Source organism: Klebsiella sp. CN_Kp066, from assembly GCF_040065135.1.
Taxonomy (GTDB): domain Bacteria; phylum Pseudomonadota; class Gammaproteobacteria; order Enterobacterales; family Enterobacteriaceae; genus Klebsiella; species Klebsiella oxytoca.
Window position 1 is genome coordinate 129,158 of the sequence record NZ_JBEAIU010000034.1, and the last position, 19,919, is coordinate 149,076.

Genomic DNA, 19,919 nt, shown 5'->3' on the forward strand with positions numbered 1-19,919 from the left:
CACGGTTTCTCTTTTGTCGTTATTCTGCCCATAAGTGGCGATGATGATTTGGGCGAATGCATAGATGACAGGCCCGGCGGCTTTGCAATTTGGCGACAGGCGGGGTATAAGGAACCTCTTATCTGGATGTTTAGATGTCTATACGCCCATGGGGTCAAATGCAAACAACACAACAACAACAAGGTGGGCAGCTTAAGCGCACCATGAAGACTCGCCACCTGATCATGCTGTCGCTGGGTGGCGTTATTGGCACAGGGCTATTTTTTAATACCGGCTATATCATCTCTACCACCGGAGCGGCGGGCACGCTGCTGGCCTATCTGATTGGCGCGCTGGTGGTCTGGTTGGTGATGCAGTGTCTGGGCGAACTTTCGGTGGCGATGCCGGAAACCGGGGCGTTTCACGTCTACGCCGCGCGCTATCTCGGCCCGGCGACCGGGTATACCGTCGCCTGGCTCTACTGGCTGACCTGGACCGTCGCGCTTGGCTCAAGCTTCACCGCCGCCGGATTCTGCATGCAGTACTGGTTCCCGCAGGTGCCGGTATGGGTCTGGTGCGTGGTGTTCTGCGCGGTGATTTTCGCGCTCAACGTTATCTCCACCCGCTTCTTTGCCGAAGGTGAATTCTGGTTCTCGCTGGTGAAGGTGGTCACCATTATCGCCTTTATTATTCTCGGCGGGGCGGCGATCTTTGGCATCATTCCGATGCAGGATGGCTCTCCGGCGCCGGGGCTGCGCAATATCACCGCCGAAGGCTGGTTCCCGCACGGCGGTCTGCCGATCCTGATGACCATGGTGGCGGTTAACTTCGCTTTCTCCGGCACCGAGCTTATCGGCATCGCGGCGGGGGAAACGGAGAATCCGCATAAAGTCATTCCGGTGGCCATTCGTACCACCATCGCCCGGCTGATTATCTTTTTCATCGGCACCGTCTTCGTGCTGGCGGCGCTGATCCCGATGCAGCAGGCGGGAGTCGAGAAAAGCCCGTTTGTGCTGGTGTTCGAAAAGGTCGGTATTCCCTACGCGGCGGATATCTTTAACTTTGTGATCCTGACGGCGATTCTGTCGGCGGCCAACTCTGGCCTTTACGCCTCCGGGCGGATGCTGTGGTCGCTCTCCAATGAAAAAACGCTGCCGTCCTGTTTTACCAAATTGACCAGGAACGGGGTGCCGCTGACGGCGATTTCGGTCAGCATGCTCGGCGGCGTGCTGGCGCTCTTCTCCAGCGTCGTGGCCCCGGATACGGTGTTTGTCGCGCTGTCGGCGATTTCCGGTTTTGCGGTGGTGGCGGTATGGCTGAGCATTTGCGCCTCGCACTTTATGTTCCGCCGTCGCCATCTGCAGCAGGGGAAGGCGCTAAGCGAACTGCACTATCGCGCGCCGTGGTATCCGCTGGTGCCGGTGCTGGGATTTGTGCTTTGTCTGGTAGCCTGCGTGGGTCTGGCGTTTGACCCGAGTCAGAGGATTGCGCTGTGGTGCGGGATCCCGTTCGTGGCACTGTGTTATGGTGCGTATTATCTGACTCGTTCACGGAAACTCACCCAGGAGCCTCAACATGTCGCAGAATAATCCGTTAACCGCCCTCCTCGACGCAAAGCCCTTTATCCTGCTGGACGGCGCGATGGCGACGGAGCTGGAAGCGCGCGGCTGCAATCTTGCCGACAGCCTGTGGTCGGCGAAAGTGCTGGTCGACAACCCGGAGCTTATCCGCGAAGTTCACCTCGACTATTTCCGCGCCGGCGCGCAGGTGGCGATCACCGCCAGCTATCAGGCCACTCCGGCAGGTTTTGCTGCCCTCGGCCTTGATGAAGCGCAGTCGAAAGCGCTGATCGGCAAAAGCGTTGAGCTGGCTCGCAAGGCGCGGGAGGCGTATCTGGCGGAAAACCCGCAGGCGGGCGCGTTGCTGGTTGCCGGTTCGGTCGGGCCGTATGGCGCCTTCCTGGCGGACGGCTCGGAGTATCGCGGCGATTATGTCCGCAGCGATGAGGAATTTCAGGCATTTCATCGTCCGCGCGTGGAAGCGCTGCTCGACGCCGGGGCCGATCTGCTGGCCTGTGAAACGATGCCGAATTTCGCCGAGATGAAGGCGCTGGCGGAACTGCTGACTGCCTATCCGCGCGCGCGGGCGTGGTTCTCGTTTACCCTGCGCGATGCGCAGCATCTCAGCGACGGCACGCCGCTGCGGGAAGTGGTTGGTGTGCTGGCAAACTATCCGCAGGTGGTGGCGCTGGGCATTAACTGTATCGCGCTGGAAAACACCACCGCCGCGCTGGCGCATCTGCATAGCCTGACGGTGCTGCCGCTGGTGGTTTACCCTAACTCCGGGGAGCACTATGACGCGGTATCCAAGACCTGGCATCGCCACGGCGAAGCCTGTGCAACGCTGGCGGAATATTTACCCCAGTGGCTGGCGGCGGGGGCGAAGCTGATTGGCGGCTGCTGCCGCACGACGCCGAAGGATATTGCCGAACTGAACGCCCGGCGTTGAGTTTGCGCCGGGTGGCGGCTGATGCCTTACCCGGCCTACAACGTGCACGAATCGTAGGCCGGGTAAGCGTAAGCGCTACCCGGCATCAATCACCCGGCATCCGCTAACACAAACATCCCGTACGGGTGGATTTCGAGATAATAGTGCTCGCCGACATCCGGCTGCAGCCGCGTCGCGTTCACCTGCAGCAAAATTTCCTGCCCGTGCCACTCTACCGTCACCTCGTACTGCGGTCCCATATAGGCCACGTGGCGAATCGTGCAGCGCTGGCTCTCCTCGCCGCGATCGCTCAAGGTGATCGCCTCCGGGCGCACGCCGACGCTGCCCTCGCCCTGGGCGGCAAAATGCGGCGGCCTCGGCAGCCGATAGCCATAAATATCGACAAAATCCTCGCTAAAGGCGGCCGGGAACAGGTTGGCATCGCCCATAAAGCTCGCCATAAAGCGCGATGCGGGCTGGCGGTAAAGATCCTGCGGCGAGCCGATCTGCATGATATGTCCCTTATTCATCACCAGCACGGTATCGGAAACCGCAAAGGCTTCGCTCTGATCGTGGGTCACGTACAGCGAGGTGATATCAAACTGCTTCTGTAACTCGCGGATCTTATCGCGCATGCTGCGCCGCAGGTTGGCGTCGAGGTTGCTTAAGGGCTCATCAAACAGCAGCACCTTTGGCTTGAGGATCAGGGCGCGCGCCAGCGCCACGCGCTGCTGCTGACCGCCGGAGATCTGATCGACATAGCGATCTTCGAATCCTTCCAGATCCACCATCGCCAGCGCCTCCTTCACCCGCGCTTTCACGTCGCTGCGCGACACGCCGAGCATCTTCAGACCGTAGCCGACGTTGTCCCCCAGCGACATATGCGGAAACAGGGCATAAGACTGAAATACCATACAGATGTCGCGCTGCTGAATGGAGCGATGAGTAACGTCTTCGCCATCGATGAAAATCTGTCCTTCGCTCGGTTTTTCCAGCCCGGCGACCAGGCGCAGAATGGTGGTCTTGCCGCAGCCGGAAGGGCCGAGCAGGGTCACCATTTGTCCCTGAGGGATGGTGAGATTGATATTGTCGATAACCGTGTTGCTGCCGAATCGCTTGGTGACGTTGCGCAGCTCAACAAAATTTTTCTGACTCATAGTGCGCTCCATTACGCCTGGTTTTTGGCTTTTGACCGGGAGATACGCGCTTCCCCGATCAGCCAGTCAAAGATAAAAATAATCGCCAGCATCACGACGATCAGAATCGATCCGTAGGCGATCGCCACGCCGTATTCGCCGTCTTCCACCCGGTTGAGGATATAGGCGGTAGCGACGCGGGTGTCCGGCGTCACGAGGAACACAATGGCGCTGACGGTGGTAATGGCGCGCACAAAGCTGTAGATCAGCGCCGAGAGGATCGCCGGGCGCAGCAGCGGCAGCAGGATATGCGTAATGGTGCGCAGGGAACCCGCGCGCAGACTGAGCGACGCTTCGTCCAGCGATTTGTCGATCTGGCCTAAACCGGCAATACCTGCCCGAATGCCCACCGGCACGTTACGCATGACCATCGAGATAATCACAATCGCCGCCGTTCCGGTGAGGTACACCGGCGCGCTGTTAAAGGCGAGAATATAGGAGACGCCCGCCACGGTGCCCGGCACCGCGAAGCACAGCATGGTGGTGAACTCGATGGTCTTTTTGCCTTTAAACTGCTGCCGCACTACGATCCAGGCGATCAGCAGGCCGAAAGCGGCGGTGATGGGCGCGGCGATCCCGGCGTAAAGCAGAGTATCGAGCAGCGAAGGCCAGGCGCCGTCGCTCATCCCCTGGCCGAACAGCTTGATAAAGTTATCCAGCGTCAGGGTGTAGTCCACGCCCCAGTTAACGGTAAAGCTGCCGTAGAAAATACTGCCGTAGAGCAGGGCGTTGAAGGCGATCCACACCGCCAGAATGGCGATCACGCTCCACACCAGGGTCACCGGCAGCGGCTGCACGTCGCCACGGTAGGACTTGCCGGAAACCGTGACGTAAGAGCGCTTGCCGATCCACATATACTGAATGCAGAACACCAGCAGCGAGAACAGCAGCAGGAATGCGCCGAGAGTACTGGCGGCCTGATAATCGAGCTGCGAACCGGTGATATAGAAGTAGATTTGCGTCGCCAGTACGTCGAAGTTGCCGCCGAGCACCAGCGGGTTGCTGAAGTCGGCCAGCGACTGAACGATGACGATTAAAAACGCGTTCGCCAGCGCCGGTTTCAGCAGCGGGACGAAGACGCCGTTGAAGGTCTGCCAGCGGCTGGCGCGCAGGGTGTACGACGCCTCCTCCAGCGACGGATGAATGGTCTTAATCGCGCCGTCGAGGATCATAAACGCCATCGGGGTGAACGCCAGCACCTGCGCCAGCCAGATGCCGGTAAATCCGTACAGCCAGTTGGTGTTGGTTAAGCCAAACCAGTCGACCATCAGTTCGGTGACGTAGCCGGAACGGCCCATCATCAGGGTAACGCCGAGACCGACGACAAACGGCGGGGTGACGATCGGCAGAATCGAGAAAATGCGGCCAATAATCGCGCTGCGCTGGGCGATACGGGTGGTGTAAATCGCCAGCACCAGGCCAAAGAAGGTGCAGCCGATGCCTACCGCAATCGACAGGGCGATGGAGTTGAGGATCACCTGGACAATATGCGCCTGCGACAGCACGGCCATAAACGCCAGCGGGGCAAACTCGCCGGCGTCGTTAGTGAACATCGGGATGAAAATAGCGATGCTCGGCCAGACGATAAAGACGCCGATTAACGCCACGATGGTGACCAGCGAACCAATGACAAAGCGGTCGCCCCCCAGCCATTCCAGGCGGGTGAGCGCCAGGGTCATGATGGCCCCCAGCGCGACAAACAGCACGATGGTGGCGTAGCCTAATCCGCGGCCTTCCACGGTGGCGCTGACGACGATAAACGCCATACAGCAGAACGCCCAGCCAGCATCGAGATAGTGGCGGCTGCGCTGCTCCCGCCTGGCTTCCTGAAAGGGACGAATCAGCAGCAGGCTCGGTAACAGATACCACAGCCAGCTGATATTGAACTGTGACCAGCCGTAGGCCGCGAGAATTTCATCGCTCGTGGACTCCAGCAGACCGTAATCCAGGCTCCAGCTCGGCAGCAGGGCAAACGCCAGCCAGCCGAATAAAACCCAAAGGAATATCGCATCCCGCTTTTTCACGGGATGGAGTGCAAGTGTGTGTGACATAAGTTTTCCGGTGTCGTAGGCCGGGTAGGGCAGTGATGCCGCCACCCGGCAAATGAACGCAATGCGGGCTTATTTACCCATCTTCACTTCGCTAACCCATTTATTGATTAGCGCTTTACGCACGTCCGTTGAGCCGTATTTATCCATGTCATAGTTGATGAGCTTCAGGTCGTCGAGCTTCAGCGAGTTCGGCGAGGTGTCGGCGGTAGTGTTGGTCAGGATCTGATAAGACTTGCCTTTCTTCCACGCCAGCTCCTGGGCATCTTTCGACAGCACCCAGTCGACAAACAGTTTGGCGTTGTCGAGGTTGCGCGCGCCCTTCAGGATACTGACGCCGCCAATTTCATAGCCGGTGCCTTCGCACGGCGAGATCAGCTCCAGCGGCGCGCCCTGTTCTTTTTCCAGCGAATAGTCGTGCAGGAAGCCGATGCCGATGGCCGTTTCACCGCGGGCGGCGTTGCGCGCCGGGGCGATACCGGACTTCGTGTACTGGGAGACGTTAGCGTTGAGCTGTTTGAGATAATCGAAAGCCTGATCGTCCCCCCACAGCTGGGCGAAGGTCGCCAGCGCGGTGTAGGCGGTGCCGGAACTCTGCGGGTCGGCAATCTGAATTTCGCCTTTATATTCCGGTTTGGTCAGATCTTTCCAGCATTTCGGCACCGGCAGATTTTTCTCTTTCAGGCGCTGGGTGTTCACGCCGAAGCCGAGTATGCCAACGTACACCGCCGAGGAGTAGTTGCCTTTCAGCTTCGCCGGATCGCGGAACTGCTCCATCACCTGCGCAAGATTGGGCGATTTATAGGGCTGCAGCAGGCCCATTTCACCGGCCTGGGACTGCGGGTCGAGGGTGCCGCCGTACCAGACATCCGCCTGCGGGTTTTTCTTCTCGGCATCGACCTTCGCCAGCGTGCTGCCGGAACCGTTGCGAATAAATGAGGTTTTTACGTCATATTTTTCGCCGAAGGCTTTGGTTTCCGCCTCACACATTTCGTTGGTGGCGCTGCAATAGACCACCAGACGACCTTTGGCGTGCGCCGCGCCGCTTAACGTCGCCAGCGCAATGCCGGAAGCAATCAGGGTAGTGACCAGCGTTTTTTTCATTATTTTATCCTTTGAGCAGCAGAGGTAGTAATGCTCGCCATCAGCAGCGGCATCAGCAATAAACCCATCAGAACTGCGGCGACCGAGAGTAAACTGAACATGCCCGACCAGCCGTAGCGTTCAATGACCAGCGACAGAGGCCAGCCCGCCAGCGCTGCCCCCAGATAGGCGAACAGGCCAAGAAATCCGGTAATTGAACCCGCCGCCGCTTTGTGTCCGCACTCCACCGCCGCGAGGCCAATCAGCATTTGTGGGCCAAAAACGAAGAAGCCCACCGTAAAGAAACACACCGCCAGCAGCGCGTAGTGATGGACCGGCGCCAGCCAAAGCGCGGCGACGGAGACCATCAACCCCAGCGTGAACAGTAAAATCATCGGCGCCCGCTGGCCGCTGAACAGCAGATCCGAGCCCCATCCGGCGAACAACGCCCCGAGCAGACCGCCCGCTTCAAACAGCATCACCGTGGCGTTGGCGCTGAGCAGATTGACGCCGTGGCTCTCCGTCAGCCAGATGTTGCCCCAGTCGTTGAGCGCGATGCGGATCAGATAGACCAGCACGTAAGAGACGCCCAGCAGCCAGATCATCGGATTCTTCAGCATCGTGGTGCGCAGCATCTGCCATAGCCCCATCGGCGGGCTTTGCTGCTCCTGGCGCAGCTCCAGCGGGTCGTTACGCCAGCGGCCTACTGACGGCAATCCCTCTTCGCGTGGCGTTCCTTTCAGGTGCAGCGTTAACCAGATGCCTGATGCCATGCTGATCGTCCCCGGTGCCAGCATCGCCGCCTGCCAGCCCCACCAGTGGGCGGCAAAGGCGCTAATCAGCGGGATAATCGCTCCGCCGATATTGATCGACATATTCCAGCAGCCCCACCAGAAGCCGCGTTCGTTGCGCGAGTACCAGTGGGTCAGCAGGCGGGCGCAGGGAGGCCAGCCCCAGCCCTGAAAAAATCCGTTCAGCGTCCAGACCGCCAGCAGCAGCGTCAGCGATTCGCCGAAGGCGAACACCACGTTCAGCAGACCGGTGGCGAACAGGCCCACGCCCATAAACCAGCGCTGCCCGTGGCTGTCGTGCCACAGTCCGGCGGTAAACTTCGACAGACCGTAGGTCAGGTAAAACAGCGATCCCAGCAGGCCGATATCGCCTTTATCCAGACCCAGATCCGTTTGCAGCGCCGGCAATACGTAGTTGACGCTTTTGCGCGTCAGGTAAAACGCCGCATATCCGATGACCATGTACATCAGCAGCTGCGGACGCAGCGTCCGGTAATGTTGATTAATGTCGGTTGCTGAGCGCATCGCCGTCTCCGTTTTGCTGACTATATGAAAGTGAAATCGAAAGGAGATGAGAGAAAGTCCGGAGTGACTAAGACTTTTTCCTGGTTAGCCGGCTGTTTGTTGCAAATTTGTGGGCAAGTTAACAATTACCCGCGTCCCATGCTGCGACTCCAGGGTCAGCTCTCCGCCCAGGGCGCTGACCCGTTCACGCATGCCCTGAATGCCGAAGCCGGCCATTTTGTCGGGGCTGATACCGATACCGTTGTCCTTGACCTCCAGGCGCAGCAGCGTCCCCTGCTGATACAGAGCAATGGCAACCTCGCTGGCGTCGGCGTGTTTACAGACGTTGTTAAGCAGCTCCTGTAGCAGCCGATAGAGGGTAAAACGTACCGTTTCGCTCTCCGGCGTGGCGGTGAGCCGGTAGTCAAAGCGGCAGCGGATACCGCGCTCGGCAAAGGCAAACTCATTGAGCAAATGGTGCAGCGCCTCTTTAAACGACAGTTCATCAAGGGCCGGGGGGCGTAGCTGGCGCAGCAGCTGGCGGGTAGAGTGGTGAATACGCCGGGCGAGATCGTTAATCTGGCTGGCGGCGGCCTGGGTTTGCGCCGGATCGCGCGCTCGCTTCACCAGCTGCGACTGGATCTGAATGGCGGTAATATTCTGGCCGATTTCGTCGTGCAGCTCGCGCGCCAGGCTTTTGCGCGTATCCTCTTCGGTATGGATCAGCTTTTCGGTTAGCGCCCGCCGCGCCGCCAGCTCCGCCTCCAGCCGCTGGCGATAGTGGTGCAGGTTTTGCGCCAGGTGCTGCTGGCGACTGATGGCAATCCCCAGCCCGATACCGAGCAGCGCCTGGGTCGCCAGAAAAATCTCCAGCTCCACCAGGTTGCTGAATCCGACGCCAACCTGGCGGGCGATGGTGATCATCATGCTGCCCAGCAGACCGGAGAGAACGCCGCCCTGCCAGCCAAACTTCCACGCCATCACCACGTTGGGCAGAAACACCACAATTAACAGCAGACGCTCGATTTCCGGCGACAGAACCATTTGGGTGCCGATGCCGATAATAAAGAACAGGCTGCACCAGATGATCAATGAGGTGCGCAGCGGCGGATTATTGGTATCCAGCCCCAGCAGGTGGTAGCGGTGCTGCTGGCGCAGGAATTCAAAAATCAGATAGACAAACGGCGTCAGCAGCACCCCGCCGGTAAACGAGGCCAGACCGAGCATCATCGCCGGACTTTTCACAAACGGCGAGAGCAGGGCGGTGTTGAGTAATGCGCTGGCGGTGACCGTGGCCAGCAGCAGCGTCAGCCGCTGCCAGTAAAGGGGGAAGCGGTGCCAGAACTGTTGGGCGATGCCGGCGGGAAGCAGGCCGATCAACGGCGCGGCCAGCAGAATATAGCCGTTCAGCAGCTGTTCGCCGTGCAGCCAGAACAGCATCAACACCGGAGGCAGCACCAGCGCGGGCCAGTAGCGGCGCGAAAGCAGGATCAGCAGCGCCAGATAGACGCCGTGCGGCAGGAACAGCGCCGCCTGCTGGCCGTTATGGGTCAGGTAAAACCCGAGCGTCCACAGCATCAGCCAGCCGCTTCCCCAGGCCAGCACGATGAACAGCGAGATGACGCTGTGGCGAAGGCTGCGCGACATTAATGACCCGCCAGCAGCTGGTGGTCGAGGGCGAAATGGACCAGATCAATGGTGCTGTGGCACTGCAGTTTGCCCAGCACGTTGGCGCGATGAACGTGCACCGTCTTGTGGCTGAGATCGAGCTTGAAGGCGATTTCCTTGACGCTGTCGCCTTTAACGAGCAAATCAAACACTTCGCGTTCACGCGGGGTGAGCACCTCGAGCACCTGCGCCGGTTGCTCTCCGCCGCGCAGCGCCCGCAGGGCATCGGCGCACAGGTAGTGTCCACCCATACCGACGGAACGCACCGCCTGCACGAGCTCCTCCGGGCCGCAGCGTTTGGTCAGATAGCCGCTGGCGCCGGCATCAAGGGCGCTCTGCACGAAGGCCGGGGTGTCGTAAATGCTGAGAATAATGGCGCGAAACTGCGGCTTTTGCGCGCGCAGGCGCTTTAGCAGGCTCAGGCCGTTCTCATCCGGCATGGCGATATCCATGACTGCCACGTTGACGTCGTCGCGCAATAATGCCGGCCAGGCTTCCGCCGCGCTGCTGAACTGGCCAACCACCTCGAGATCCTCTTCGAGGCTGAGTAACTGCGCAAAGCCTGAACGCACCACCACATGGTCATCGACCAGCACCACTCGAATCATGTTTCTTCTCTCTTAGCGCATCATGGTTCTATGATGCCTGCCGCCGCTGCGCTGGCAATCAATCAGGCGCAGTTATGCAACGAATGTAACAAAATCGCAATACACTTCATCCTTCAAGCTGCCTCTTTGTTGGCTTCGTTTGCCCGCCCCGGTCACTGACTTATGTCAGCTCCCGGGGACGAACAACCTTGCCGCCTCGATGCAGCATGAATGATTTTGTGTATAAGCATTGCCGATTTTTTTCTAAAAACGCTTTGTTCTTAGCAAGAATTTTTAATTACTTCATCAAACGCATCGCGCCGGAAATACTGCACCCATAACAACTATGGGAAGCAGACACTATGGCACTATCATCGCGTATCACACTCATTGCCGCGCTGGCGCTGGCGGCATTCCAGGCCCAGGCGGTGAACGTCACCGTGGCGTATCAGACCTCCGCCGAACCGGCGAAAGTCGCCCAGGCGGACAACACCTTCGCCAAAGCGAGCGGAGCGACCGTCGACTGGCGCAAGTTTGACAGCGGCGCGAGCATCGTGCGGGCGCTGGCTTCCGGCGACGTGCAGATCGGCAACCTCGGCTCCAGCCCGCTGGCGGTCGCCGCCACCCAGCAGGTGCCGATTGAAGTCTTTCTGCTGGCCTCAAAGCTCGGTAACTCCGAAGCGCTGGTGGTCAAAAAGAGCATCACCAAACCGCAGGATCTGATTGGCAAACGCATCGCCGTGCCATTTATCTCTACGACTCACTACAGCCTGCTGTCGGCGCTGAAGCACTGGGGGATTAAACCGGGGCAGGTGCAGATCCTCAACCTGCAGCCGCCGGCGATTATTGCCGCCTGGCAGCGCGGCGACATTGACGGCGCCTACGTCTGGGCGCCGGCGGTCAACGCGCTGGAAAAAGACGGCACGGTTCTCACCGACTCGTCGCAGGTGGGGGAGTGGGGCGCGCCGACTCTGGACGTGTGGGTGGTACGCAAAGACTTTGCCGAAAAGCATCCTGATATTGTCAAAGCCTTCGCCAAAAGCGCCATTGACGCGCAGCAGCCCTATATCGCCAACCCGGATGAGTGGCTGAAGCAGCCGGAAAACATCAGCAAGCTGGCGCGCCTGAGCGGCGTACCGGAAGCCGACGTGCCGGGGCTGGTGAAAGGCAATACCTATCTGACCGCTGCCCAACAGGCGCAGGAGCTGAACGGGCCGGTGAATAAAGCCATCATCGACACCGCTAAATTCCTGAAAGAGCAGGGTAAAGTCCCCGCAGCGGGAAGCGACTACAGCCAGTACGTTACCGACCGTTTTGTGAAGTAAAGGAGGTCATGATGCTGCAAATCTCGCATCTTTCCGCCGACTACGGCGGTAAACCAGCGCTGGCGGATATCAACCTGACGCTGGACAGCGGTGAACTGCTGGTGGTCCTCGGGCCTTCCGGCTGCGGTAAAACCACGCTGCTGAACCTGATCGCCGGATTCGTGCCTTATCAGCACGGCAGCATCACTCTTGAAGGCAGGCGGGTTGAAGGGCCGGGAGCCGATCGCGGCGTGGTCTTTCAGAATGAAGGGCTGCTGCCGTGGCGCAACGTGCAGGATAACGTCGCGCTCGGGCTACAGCTGGCGGGCGTCGACAAAACGCAGCGCCGGGCAACCGCCGCGCGGATGCTGAAAAAAGTCGGCCTCGAAGGGGCGGAAAAGCGCTTTATCTGGCAGCTTTCCGGCGGCCAGCGTCAGCGGGTGGGCATTGCCCGCGCGCTGGCGGCCAATCCGCAGCTGCTGCTTCTCGACGAGCCGTTTGGTGCGCTGGATGCCTTTACCCGCGAGCAGATGCAAACCCTTCTGCTCAGCCTGTGGCATGAGACCGGCAAGAAGGTACTGCTGATCACCCACGATATCGAAGAGGCGGTGTTTATGGCCACCGAGCTGATACTGCTTTCGCCGGGGCCGGGTCGGGTGCTCGAACGGATGCCGCTCGATTTTGGCCGCCGCTTCATCGCCGGCGAATCCTGCCGCAGCATTAAATCGGACCCGCGGTTTATCGAACAGCGCGAGTACGTCCTCAGCCGGGTATTTGAACAACGGGAGGCTTTCTCATGAGCGTGGTTATCAATGACAAACCGCGTCAGCGGAGGCTGAAGTGGCGCTGGCCGTTCTCGCGTCAGCTCACTCTCAGCGCGGCGACCCTGGCGGTACTGCTGGCTATCTGGTGGGCCGTTGCCGCCCTGCAGCTGATTAGCCCGCTGTTTCTGCCGCCGCCGGGACAGGTATTGCAGAAACTTATCACTATTGCCGGTCCGCAGGGTTTTATGGACGCCACCCTCTGGCAGCACCTGGCGGCGAGCCTGACGCGTATCGTTATCGCGCTGCTGGCGGCGGTACTGCTCGGCGTGCCGGTCGGGATCGCCATGGGGTTGAGCCCCACGGTACGCGGGATCCTCGACCCGCTGATCGAGCTTTATCGCCCGGTGCCGCCGCTGGCCTATTTACCGCTGATGGTGATCTGGTTCGGCATCGGCGAGACCTCGAAGATCCTGTTGATCTACCTGGCGATATTCGCGCCGGTGGCGATGTCGGCGCTGGCGGGCGTAAAGAGCGCCCAGCAGGTGCGCATTCGCGCCGCGCAATCTTTAGGGGCCAGCCGGGCGCAGGTGCTGTGGCTGGTGATCCTGCCCGGCGCGCTGCCGGAAATCCTCACCGGCCTGCGAATTGGGCTCGGCGTGGGTTGGTCGACGCTGGTGGCCGCGGAGCTGATTGCCGCCACCCGCGGGTTAGGTTTTATGGTGCAGTCCGCCGGTGAGTTCCTCGCCACCGACGTGGTGCTGGCCGGGATCGCGGTGATTGCCATCATCGCCTTTTTACTGGAACTGGGGCTGCGCGCGCTGCAGCGTCGACTGACGCCCTGGCATGGAGAAGTACAATGAGCGAACGTTTAAGCATTACCCCGCTGGGGCCGTATATTGGCGCGCAGGTATCCGGCGTCGATATTACCCGCCCGCTGAGCGACAACCAGTTTGAGCAGCTGTATCACGCGGTGCTGCGTCATCAGGTGGTGTTCCTGCGCGAGCAGAATATCACTCCCGAACAGCAGCGGGATCTCGCCCTGCGCTTTGGCGACCTGCATATTCATCCGGTCTATCCGCATGCGCCCGGCGTCGATGAGATTATCGTGCTTGATACCCACGACGATAACCCGCCGGATAACGATAACTGGCACACCGATGTCACCTTCATTGAGACGCCGCCCGCCGGGGCGATCCTCGCGGCAAAAGAGCTGCCGTCAACCGGCGGCGACACCCTGTGGACCAGCGGCATTGCGGCCTATGAGGCACTCTCCGGGCCTTTACGCCAGCTGTTAAGCGGCCTGCACGCGGAGCATGATTTCCGCAAATCGTTTCAGGAGTATAAATATCGTAAAAGCGAAGAGGAGCATCAGCGCTGGCTGGAGGCGGTCGCGAAAAATCCGCCGCTGCTACATCCGGTAGTGCGTACCCATCCGGTGACCGGTAAACAGGCGCTGTTTGTCAATGAGGGCTTTACCACCCGCATCGTTGACGTCACGGAGAAAGAGAGCGAGGCGCTGCTCGGCTTCCTGTTTGCTCACGTCACTAAACCGGACTTTCAGGTGCGCTGGCGCTGGCAGCCGAACGACGTGGCGATTTGGGATAACCGCGTCACCCAGCACTACGCCAACGCCGATTACCTGCCGCAGCGGCGCATTATGCACCGGGCGACGATTCTCGGGGACAAGCCGTATTACCGGGCTGGTTAATTTCTATAGCCCGGCTAAGGCATCAGCCGCGAGCCGAGGAGGAAAGTGGCCGCTGCATTGTGCGCTGTTTCCCGGAGGCGGCGCTTAACGCGCCTTGTCCGGGCTACCGCTCCGCAGAACGCGGTTAACCCGTAGCCCGGCTAAGGCGCAATGTGCCATAAGCCGGGAAACAACCTACGATAAACGCACTGCAGCCCGGACAGGCGCAACGCGCCGCCTCCGGGAAAAGGCTTTTATGCCGATTTTTGCGCGTCCAGATGTACCCCAATATAGCGCTGATAGCGGTTGGCCTTCAGATAGGTCAAATCCACCAGCACCAGCCCATCCACGCAGTTGTTGAAATCCGGGTCGCTGCCGAAATCGATAAACTGCACGCCGCCCGGCTCGCAGACTTCTGAGTACTGTTTATACAGCGGCGGGATCGCGCAACCGAGGTTGCCGAGCAGGGACTTTAGCCGCGCCAGGTCGTCGTTGTAATCTTCTCCGCCAAACTGCGCCAGTACATCGGGCAGCGAGGCCGGATAAGGACGCCGCGACTCTGCCAGCGGATGCGTCGCCGGGAACCACAGCCGATAAAAAGCCACCAGCAGATCGCGCGCCGACGGCGGCAGCCCGCCGGAAATCGACACCGGGCCGAACAGATAGCGATAGTGCGGATAGCGCGCCAGATACGCGCCAATGCCGGACCACAGGTAGTCCAGCCCGCGGCGGCCCCAGTAACGCGGCTGGATAAAACTGCGACCCAGTTCAATGCCGTGTTGCAGAATATCGTCCATGCGCGCGTCGTAATGAAACAGGCTGTAGCTGTAGATGCCGTTCAGGCCGCGCTTTTCCAGCTGTATTGCGGTTGGCATAAAACGGTAAGCGCCGACGATCTCAAGATCTTCCTCATCCCACAGAATCAGCTGCAGATAGTCGTCGTCATAAACGTCAACGTCGCGACGTTTGCCGCTGCCTTCCCCCACCGCGCGGAAGGCGATTTCCCGCAGACGGCCCAGCTCGCGCAGTATCGGCGCATCTTCCTGGCCGCGGCGCTGCCAGAGATAGATGACTTTACCATCCGCTGTGTGTCCCAGCGTTTCAGCCTTCCCCAGCTCGCGCTTGAGCAGGGCGCGGTCTTCGGGACGGGCGATAGCGCTTTCGGTTTTGAATATACCCGGCAGCCCTTTGCCGAGTAGCTCCAGGTGGCGATAGCAGCGCTCGGTCAGTTCCCGAGAAGAGCTTTGCGGATTGAACCAGTTTGACCAGGTTATCTGTTGACCAATATTCACCGGCAGGCTGCTGTTGCGGCGACGGAACATTTGCTGCATCAGCAGCAGTAACGGCAGATTCTCGGACATCAGGGTACTGGCGTAAAACAGTGCGCTGTTGCGCGCGCGGATCCACGCTGGCAGCAGCGGGGCGCGGTATTTCGCCGCCAGCTTAATAAATCCGGAGTGCCATTTTTTATCACGAATACCGCGCCGGGTGAGGCGTGAAACTTCGCCGGCCGGGAAGAAAATCAGCACGCCGCCGTTTTGCAACTGCTGGTCCATCTGCTGCAACGCCGCTTTGGCGGTGCGGCCATTGATATTATCGACCGGAATAAACAGCGAGCTCAGCGGTTCAAGGTGAGTCAGCATGCGGTTGGTGACCACTTTGACGTCGCGGCGCACGCGGGACACCGCGTAGAGCAGGGCCAGGCCGTCAAGTGTACCGGTGGGGTGGTTGGCGATGATGACCAGCGGACCATGTTCGGGGATTTGTTCGAGATCGTGCGCCGGGATAGCGCAGCGGATATTAAGATGTTCGAGCACCTGTTCGACCGTATCCAGTCCTTTCAGGTGATGATGACGCGCGGCAAACTGCTGAAACTCTTCCTCATGCAGGAGCTTTTTCAGCACCTTTTTCTGCCAGAGCGCTGGCTTTGCCTGAGGCCACAGGTCATCGATGACATTGTCGAGACTAAACATAGCGGCACCTCCTCCGTCCTGCCCAGACAGTAGAAGGCGCAGATGTCGTTCAGATTACAGTTGAGTGAAGATTTGGGATTGGCGGGAGCGGGTAGCCCGGACAGGCGCGCAGCGCCGCCTCCGGGAAGGCCACAGGTGAAAAGTTGCGAACGCTTTTCCAGATTGATCTCCGGTTTCTTGCCTTTCGGTCTCCCCCTCTTTTAACCTGGGGAACAGGCAAATATCTTCAGCAGGGAGCATCCGATGGTCGATTATCGTCGTTATTACCTCAAGGGTGGGAGCTGGTTTTTCACCGTCAATTTACGCGACAGAGAGAGTCGATTTCTGGTTCAGCATATTGATGCGTTACGACAGGCGGTGGCAATAGTCCACAAACAGAAACCTTTTCATATTGATGCCTGGGTGGTGCTCCCCGAACACCTTCATTGCATCTGGACCTTACCTGACAACGACAGCGATTTTCCATCGCGCTGGAGAGCAATTAAAAAGCATTTTTCAGGTTTAACAGGCGCGCATAACGTGTGGCAACCGAGATATTGGGAACACGCCATTCGCAACCAGAAGGATTACCGAAGCCATGTTGATTATATTTATATCAATCCGATTAAGCACGGGTGGGTAAGGCAGGTACGGGATTGGCCCTATTCAACCTTTCATCGCGATGTAAGCCGTAGTTTGTATCCTGTTGATTGGGGTGGGGAAGTGAAGGAATTATTGTGCGGCGAGCGTTATTAAAATGACTTCCCGGAGGCGGCGCGCTGCGCCTGTCCGGGCTACCAACCCACAGATAGCTGTGAGCCTGTAGCCCGGTCGTACAGCCGCCACCGGGGAGGCAGTAATAGCCGAATTAACGCAGGATTTTCTTTTCGGCCAGATCGAGGGCGAAATAGCTGAAGATCAGATCTGCGCCGGCGCGCTTGATTGCGCCGAGACTTTCCAGCACCACTTTCTCTTCATCGATAGCGCCAGCCTGGGCGGCGAACTTAATCATCGCGTATTCACCGCTCACCTGGTACGCGCCGATCGGCAGGTTGGTGCGCTCGCGCAGATCGCGCAGGATATCAAGATAGGGACCCGCCGGTTTGACCATCAGGCAGTCGGCGCCCTGGGCTTCGTCCAGCAGCGATTCACGAATCGCTTCGCGGCGGTTCATCGGGCTCATCTGATAGGTTTTACGATCGCCTTTCAGCGCGGTACCTGCGGCTTCGCGGAACGGGCCATAGAACGATGAAGCGAATTTGGTGGAGTAGGACATAATCGCCGTATCGGTAAATCCGGCGGCGTCCAGCGCCTGGCGAATAGCCTGCACCTGGCCATCCATCGCGGCGGAAGGCGCGATAAAATCTGCGCCTGCGGCAGCGGCGACCACCGCCTGCTTGCCGAGATTCTCAAGGGTTTTGTCGTTATCCACGCCGTGATCGCACAGCACGCCGCAGTGGCCGTGGGAGGTGTATTCGCAGAAACAGGTGTCGGACATGACGATCATCTCCGGCACCGCCTCTTTACAGATGCGGGACATGCGCGCCACCAGGCCGTTTTCGTTCCAGGTATCGCTGCCAACGGCATCGGTATGATGGGAAATGCCGAAGGTCATCACCGAACGGATGCCGGCGTTGGCAATGCGCTCGATTTCGCGCGCCAGGTGTTTTTCCGGAATACGCATCACGCCGGGCATGGCTTCAATGGCCGTGTAATCGTCGATTTCTTCTTCAACAAAGATCGGCAACACCAGGTCGTTCAAACTCAGTGTTGTCTCTTCAAACATGGCACGTAGCGAAGCGGACTTGCGCAGGCGGCGTGGGCGAGTGATTAAATCTGTCATGGTTTGCCTGATTTTGTGAAATGAAAAAAGTGAGTTTACCTCAATTGGCGGCGGGATGTTTCGCCAAAACGATCCTTATCAATCGTCGGCAAAACATCCCCACAGGTTACTGGCTGGCGGTCTCAATTCCGGTGCGGACGCCGCTTAATTCACTGACCAGCTCGTTGATCCCGTCGCTCATGTTGTTGAAACGCGTCAATGAAGAGCGGGTGACCACCACGAAGGCGCCGACGTTGGCCTGCGGGTTCATCGCCATGTAAGTAATAAAGCCGCCGCCGCCGCCGGTCTTCTGAATAATGCCCGGCTGGCCGTTTTTCGGCTTCATGTAGACCCAGCCGAGGCCCAGCGCATCGGCTTTACCCGGCACGTCCATACCGATCACCTTCGTCAGCTGGCTGCGTTGATAAATCAGCGTTTGCATCCGGTCCGCCTGCTGCCCACGGGCGAAGAAATCGGAAGAGAGGAACTGCTGCATCCAGCGCATCATATCGCCCGGCGTGGAATAGACGCCGCCGCTGCCGATAGCCGCCAGCGTATTGTTGCACGGGCTGGCTCCTTTCTCCGGAATCATCAGGCGCCGGCACTGATCGGGCGAAGGCGTAAAGGTGGTGTCTTTCATCCCCAGCGGACGGGTGATCTGCTCTTCAAACAGCTGCGGATAAGGCTTGCCCGCAGCGGTAGAGAGCGCATCGGCGAGTAAATCGAATGCCAGATTGGAGTAGGCGGCCTGGGTGCCGGGAGCGGTTTTCAGCGTTGCGGTGGATAACCAGTTCCAGCGCTGCTGGCGAGTTGGCCAGACAAATACCGGCCGGTGCGCCGCGCCGCCGGGCTGCTCGCGCGGCAGGGCACTGGTATGGGTCGCCAGATTTACCAGCGTGATAGGCGCCCCCTGGTAAGTCGGCACCCGCGCACCCGGCGGAGCATATTTGCTTAGCGGATCGTTGAGCTTAACCACGCCCTGATCGAGAAGTTTGACCAGCATTTCACTGGTCATCAATTTGCTGATAGAGGCAATGCGGATCACCGAATCGAGCTGCGGGTGCTCATTATTGCCCGGGCGCGTCTCGCCGAAGCTGCGGAATACGCGCTGGTTTCCGTCGATAACCACCAGCGCCATACCGACTGCGCCGCTGCCGTAGTAGATATGGTTAGCGTAACGATCGACCACATCAGCGGCGAATTCCGGGTCGACGCTCGGCTGTGCGGCCTGGACCGATGTCAACGACGCCGCGCACAGCGCAGCAAAAATGAGCAGACTACGTTTCAACGGGAGCATCCATCATGATGAAGAAAAAAGATAGAGCGTATTTATACTACGAAGCGCCGCCGTGCAAAGCGCTAATAGCACGATTCTGTGCGGAAAAACGTAACCTGGCGTAAAAAATCCTTTTTTTGCTTTCGGATAGCGGCATTCACCTGCGGGCGCGTATGATGATCGTTTTGGCTAAAGAGGGGGGGCAAGAGAAGATGGCGGCGAAACGGGTAGTGATGGTAGTGGATATGCAAAACGGCGTTTTCGCGACGCCGCGAGTTGAGCGCGAGCGCTGCGCGGCGCAAATTAACCGCCTGATTAACGCTGCGGACACCGTAATTTTCATTCAGCACTGCGAAGCGGGCGGCCTCGAAGAGGGGAGCGAAGGTTTTGCTTTGCTCCCCGAGCTGATCCAACCCGCAGGCTCCCTGTATGTGACTAAGACCGCCTGCGACGCCTTTTACCGTACCCGTCTGGAAGAGGTGCTGCGCGAACATCACATCACGCAGTTTGTGATTTGCGGCTGCGCCACCGACTACTGCGTGGATACCACCATCAAAAACGGCGCCAGCCGGGGCTACGCGATTACCGTCGCGGAAGATGCCCACACTACCGCCAACCGTCCAGCGGCGCCGGCCGTCACGCTGATCGCCCACTACAACGATGTGTGGCGTTCACTGACCGTTCCCGGCAATCCTTTACAGGTGAAACCGACAGAAACAATTCTTAGCGGATGGCAGGCGAACTAAGCTGCTGATATCCGGTCTCATCATC

Annotated in this window: 17 protein-coding genes; 8 read left to right on the forward strand and 9 right to left on the reverse strand. The window is 59.2% G+C overall.

Annotated features, from left to right (window positions below):
• Positions 1-158 precede the first annotated feature (158 nt).
• Both mmuP and mmuM read left to right on the forward strand, forming a co-directional pair.
• Complete coding sequence (gene mmuP / locus ABLV75_RS12325) at positions 159-1,568, forward strand: S-methylmethionine permease (protein ID WP_032704611.1); 1,410 nt, start codon at positions 159-161, stop codon at positions 1,566-1,568.
• Positions 1,555-2,487: a homocysteine S-methyltransferase gene (gene mmuM, locus ABLV75_RS12330; RefSeq protein WP_004099342.1), complete on the forward strand. Its 933-nt coding sequence runs from the start codon at positions 1,555-1,557 to the stop codon at positions 2,485-2,487. Before mmuP ends, mmuM begins: the two co-directional genes overlap by 14 nt.
• A gap of 89 nt (positions 2,488-2,576) precedes the next feature.
• Here mmuM and fbpC read toward each other — a convergent pair whose 3' ends face one another.
• From fbpC to ABLV75_RS12360, 6 genes are all read right to left on the reverse strand, one after another.
• Positions 2,577-3,623 (reverse strand): ferric ABC transporter ATP-binding protein, encoded by a 1,047-nt coding sequence (gene fbpC, locus ABLV75_RS12335; RefSeq protein WP_004099343.1) that lies wholly within the window; start codon positions 3,621-3,623, stop codon positions 2,577-2,579.
• Between the two features lie 11 nt (positions 3,624-3,634).
• Complete coding sequence (locus ABLV75_RS12340; protein ID WP_004099344.1) at positions 3,635-5,713, reverse strand: iron ABC transporter permease; 2,079 nt, start codon at positions 5,711-5,713, stop codon at positions 3,635-3,637.
• Positions 5,714-5,782: 69 nt separating this feature from the next.
• The gene (locus ABLV75_RS12345; RefSeq protein WP_004099345.1) at positions 5,783-6,814 is read right to left on the reverse strand and encodes an ABC transporter substrate-binding protein; all 1,032 of its coding nucleotides are present in this window, start codon (positions 6,812-6,814) and stop codon (positions 5,783-5,785) included.
• Complete coding sequence (gene uhpC, locus ABLV75_RS12350; protein ID WP_224226429.1) at positions 6,814-8,133, reverse strand: MFS transporter family glucose-6-phosphate receptor UhpC; 1,320 nt, start codon at positions 8,131-8,133, stop codon at positions 6,814-6,816. Before uhpC ends, ABLV75_RS12345 begins: the two co-directional genes overlap by 1 nt.
• Before the next feature lie 60 nt (positions 8,134-8,193).
• Positions 8,194-9,735: an MASE1 domain-containing protein gene (locus tag ABLV75_RS12355; protein ID WP_004099347.1), complete on the reverse strand. Its 1,542-nt coding sequence runs from the start codon at positions 9,733-9,735 to the stop codon at positions 8,194-8,196.
• Positions 9,735-10,364, reverse strand: a complete 630-nt coding sequence (locus tag ABLV75_RS12360; protein WP_004099348.1) for a response regulator transcription factor — start codon at positions 10,362-10,364, stop codon at positions 9,735-9,737. The genes ABLV75_RS12355 and ABLV75_RS12360 overlap by 1 nt, the downstream gene beginning before the upstream one ends.
• Before the next feature lie 341 nt (positions 10,365-10,705).
• Here ABLV75_RS12360 and tauA point away from each other — a divergent pair, with 341 nt between their 5' ends.
• Genes tauA through tauD form a run of 4 tightly spaced genes read left to right on the forward strand, consistent with a single transcriptional unit; the run spans position 10,706 to position 14,119 of the window.
• On the forward strand, positions 10,706-11,668 hold the full coding sequence (gene tauA, locus ABLV75_RS12365) for a taurine ABC transporter substrate-binding protein (protein ID WP_004099349.1): 963 nt from the start codon (positions 10,706-10,708) through the stop codon (positions 11,666-11,668).
• Positions 11,669-11,679: 11 nt separating this feature from the next.
• Complete coding sequence (gene tauB / locus ABLV75_RS12370; protein WP_004099350.1) at positions 11,680-12,447, forward strand: taurine ABC transporter ATP-binding subunit; 768 nt, start codon at positions 11,680-11,682, stop codon at positions 12,445-12,447.
• Positions 12,444-13,271: a taurine ABC transporter permease TauC gene (gene tauC, locus ABLV75_RS12375; protein ID WP_004099351.1), complete on the forward strand. Its 828-nt coding sequence runs from the start codon at positions 12,444-12,446 to the stop codon at positions 13,269-13,271. The genes tauB and tauC overlap by 4 nt, the downstream gene beginning before the upstream one ends.
• On the forward strand, positions 13,268-14,119 hold the full coding sequence (gene tauD, locus ABLV75_RS12380; RefSeq protein WP_004099353.1) for a taurine dioxygenase: 852 nt from the start codon (positions 13,268-13,270) through the stop codon (positions 14,117-14,119). Before tauC ends, tauD begins: the two co-directional genes overlap by 4 nt.
• Before the next feature lie 233 nt (positions 14,120-14,352).
• Here the strand turns inward: tauD and ABLV75_RS12385 are convergent, their stop codons facing one another.
• Positions 14,353-16,071 (reverse strand): lysophospholipid acyltransferase family protein, encoded by a 1,719-nt coding sequence (locus ABLV75_RS12385; RefSeq protein ID WP_004099355.1) that lies wholly within the window; start codon positions 16,069-16,071, stop codon positions 14,353-14,355.
• Between the two features lie 243 nt (positions 16,072-16,314).
• Here ABLV75_RS12385 and ABLV75_RS12390 point away from each other — a divergent pair, with 243 nt between their 5' ends.
• Positions 16,315-16,806 carry a transposase gene (locus ABLV75_RS12390; RefSeq protein WP_004099357.1) on the forward strand — a complete coding sequence of 164 codons (492 nt, stop codon included), beginning with the start codon at positions 16,315-16,317 and terminating at the stop codon, positions 16,804-16,806.
• 112 nt (positions 16,807-16,918) lie between these two features.
• On the opposite strand, the gene hemB is transcribed toward ABLV75_RS12390, so the two are convergent.
• Together hemB and ampH are read right to left on the reverse strand one after the other, a co-directional pair.
• On the reverse strand, positions 16,919-17,893 hold the full coding sequence (gene hemB / locus ABLV75_RS12395; RefSeq protein ID WP_004099358.1) for a porphobilinogen synthase: 975 nt from the start codon (positions 17,891-17,893) through the stop codon (positions 16,919-16,921).
• 106 nt (positions 17,894-17,999) lie between these two features.
• Positions 18,000-19,160 (reverse strand): D-alanyl-D-alanine-carboxypeptidase/endopeptidase AmpH, encoded by a 1,161-nt coding sequence (gene ampH / locus ABLV75_RS12400; protein ID WP_016808633.1) that lies wholly within the window; start codon positions 19,158-19,160, stop codon positions 18,000-18,002.
• Between the two features lie 221 nt (positions 19,161-19,381).
• On the opposite strand from ampH, the gene ABLV75_RS12405 reads away from it, so the two are divergent.
• Positions 19,382-19,894 (forward strand): isochorismatase family protein, encoded by a 513-nt coding sequence (locus ABLV75_RS12405; RefSeq protein ID WP_162098351.1) that lies wholly within the window; start codon positions 19,382-19,384, stop codon positions 19,892-19,894.
• The last annotated feature ends 25 nt before the right edge of the window (positions 19,895-19,919 follow it).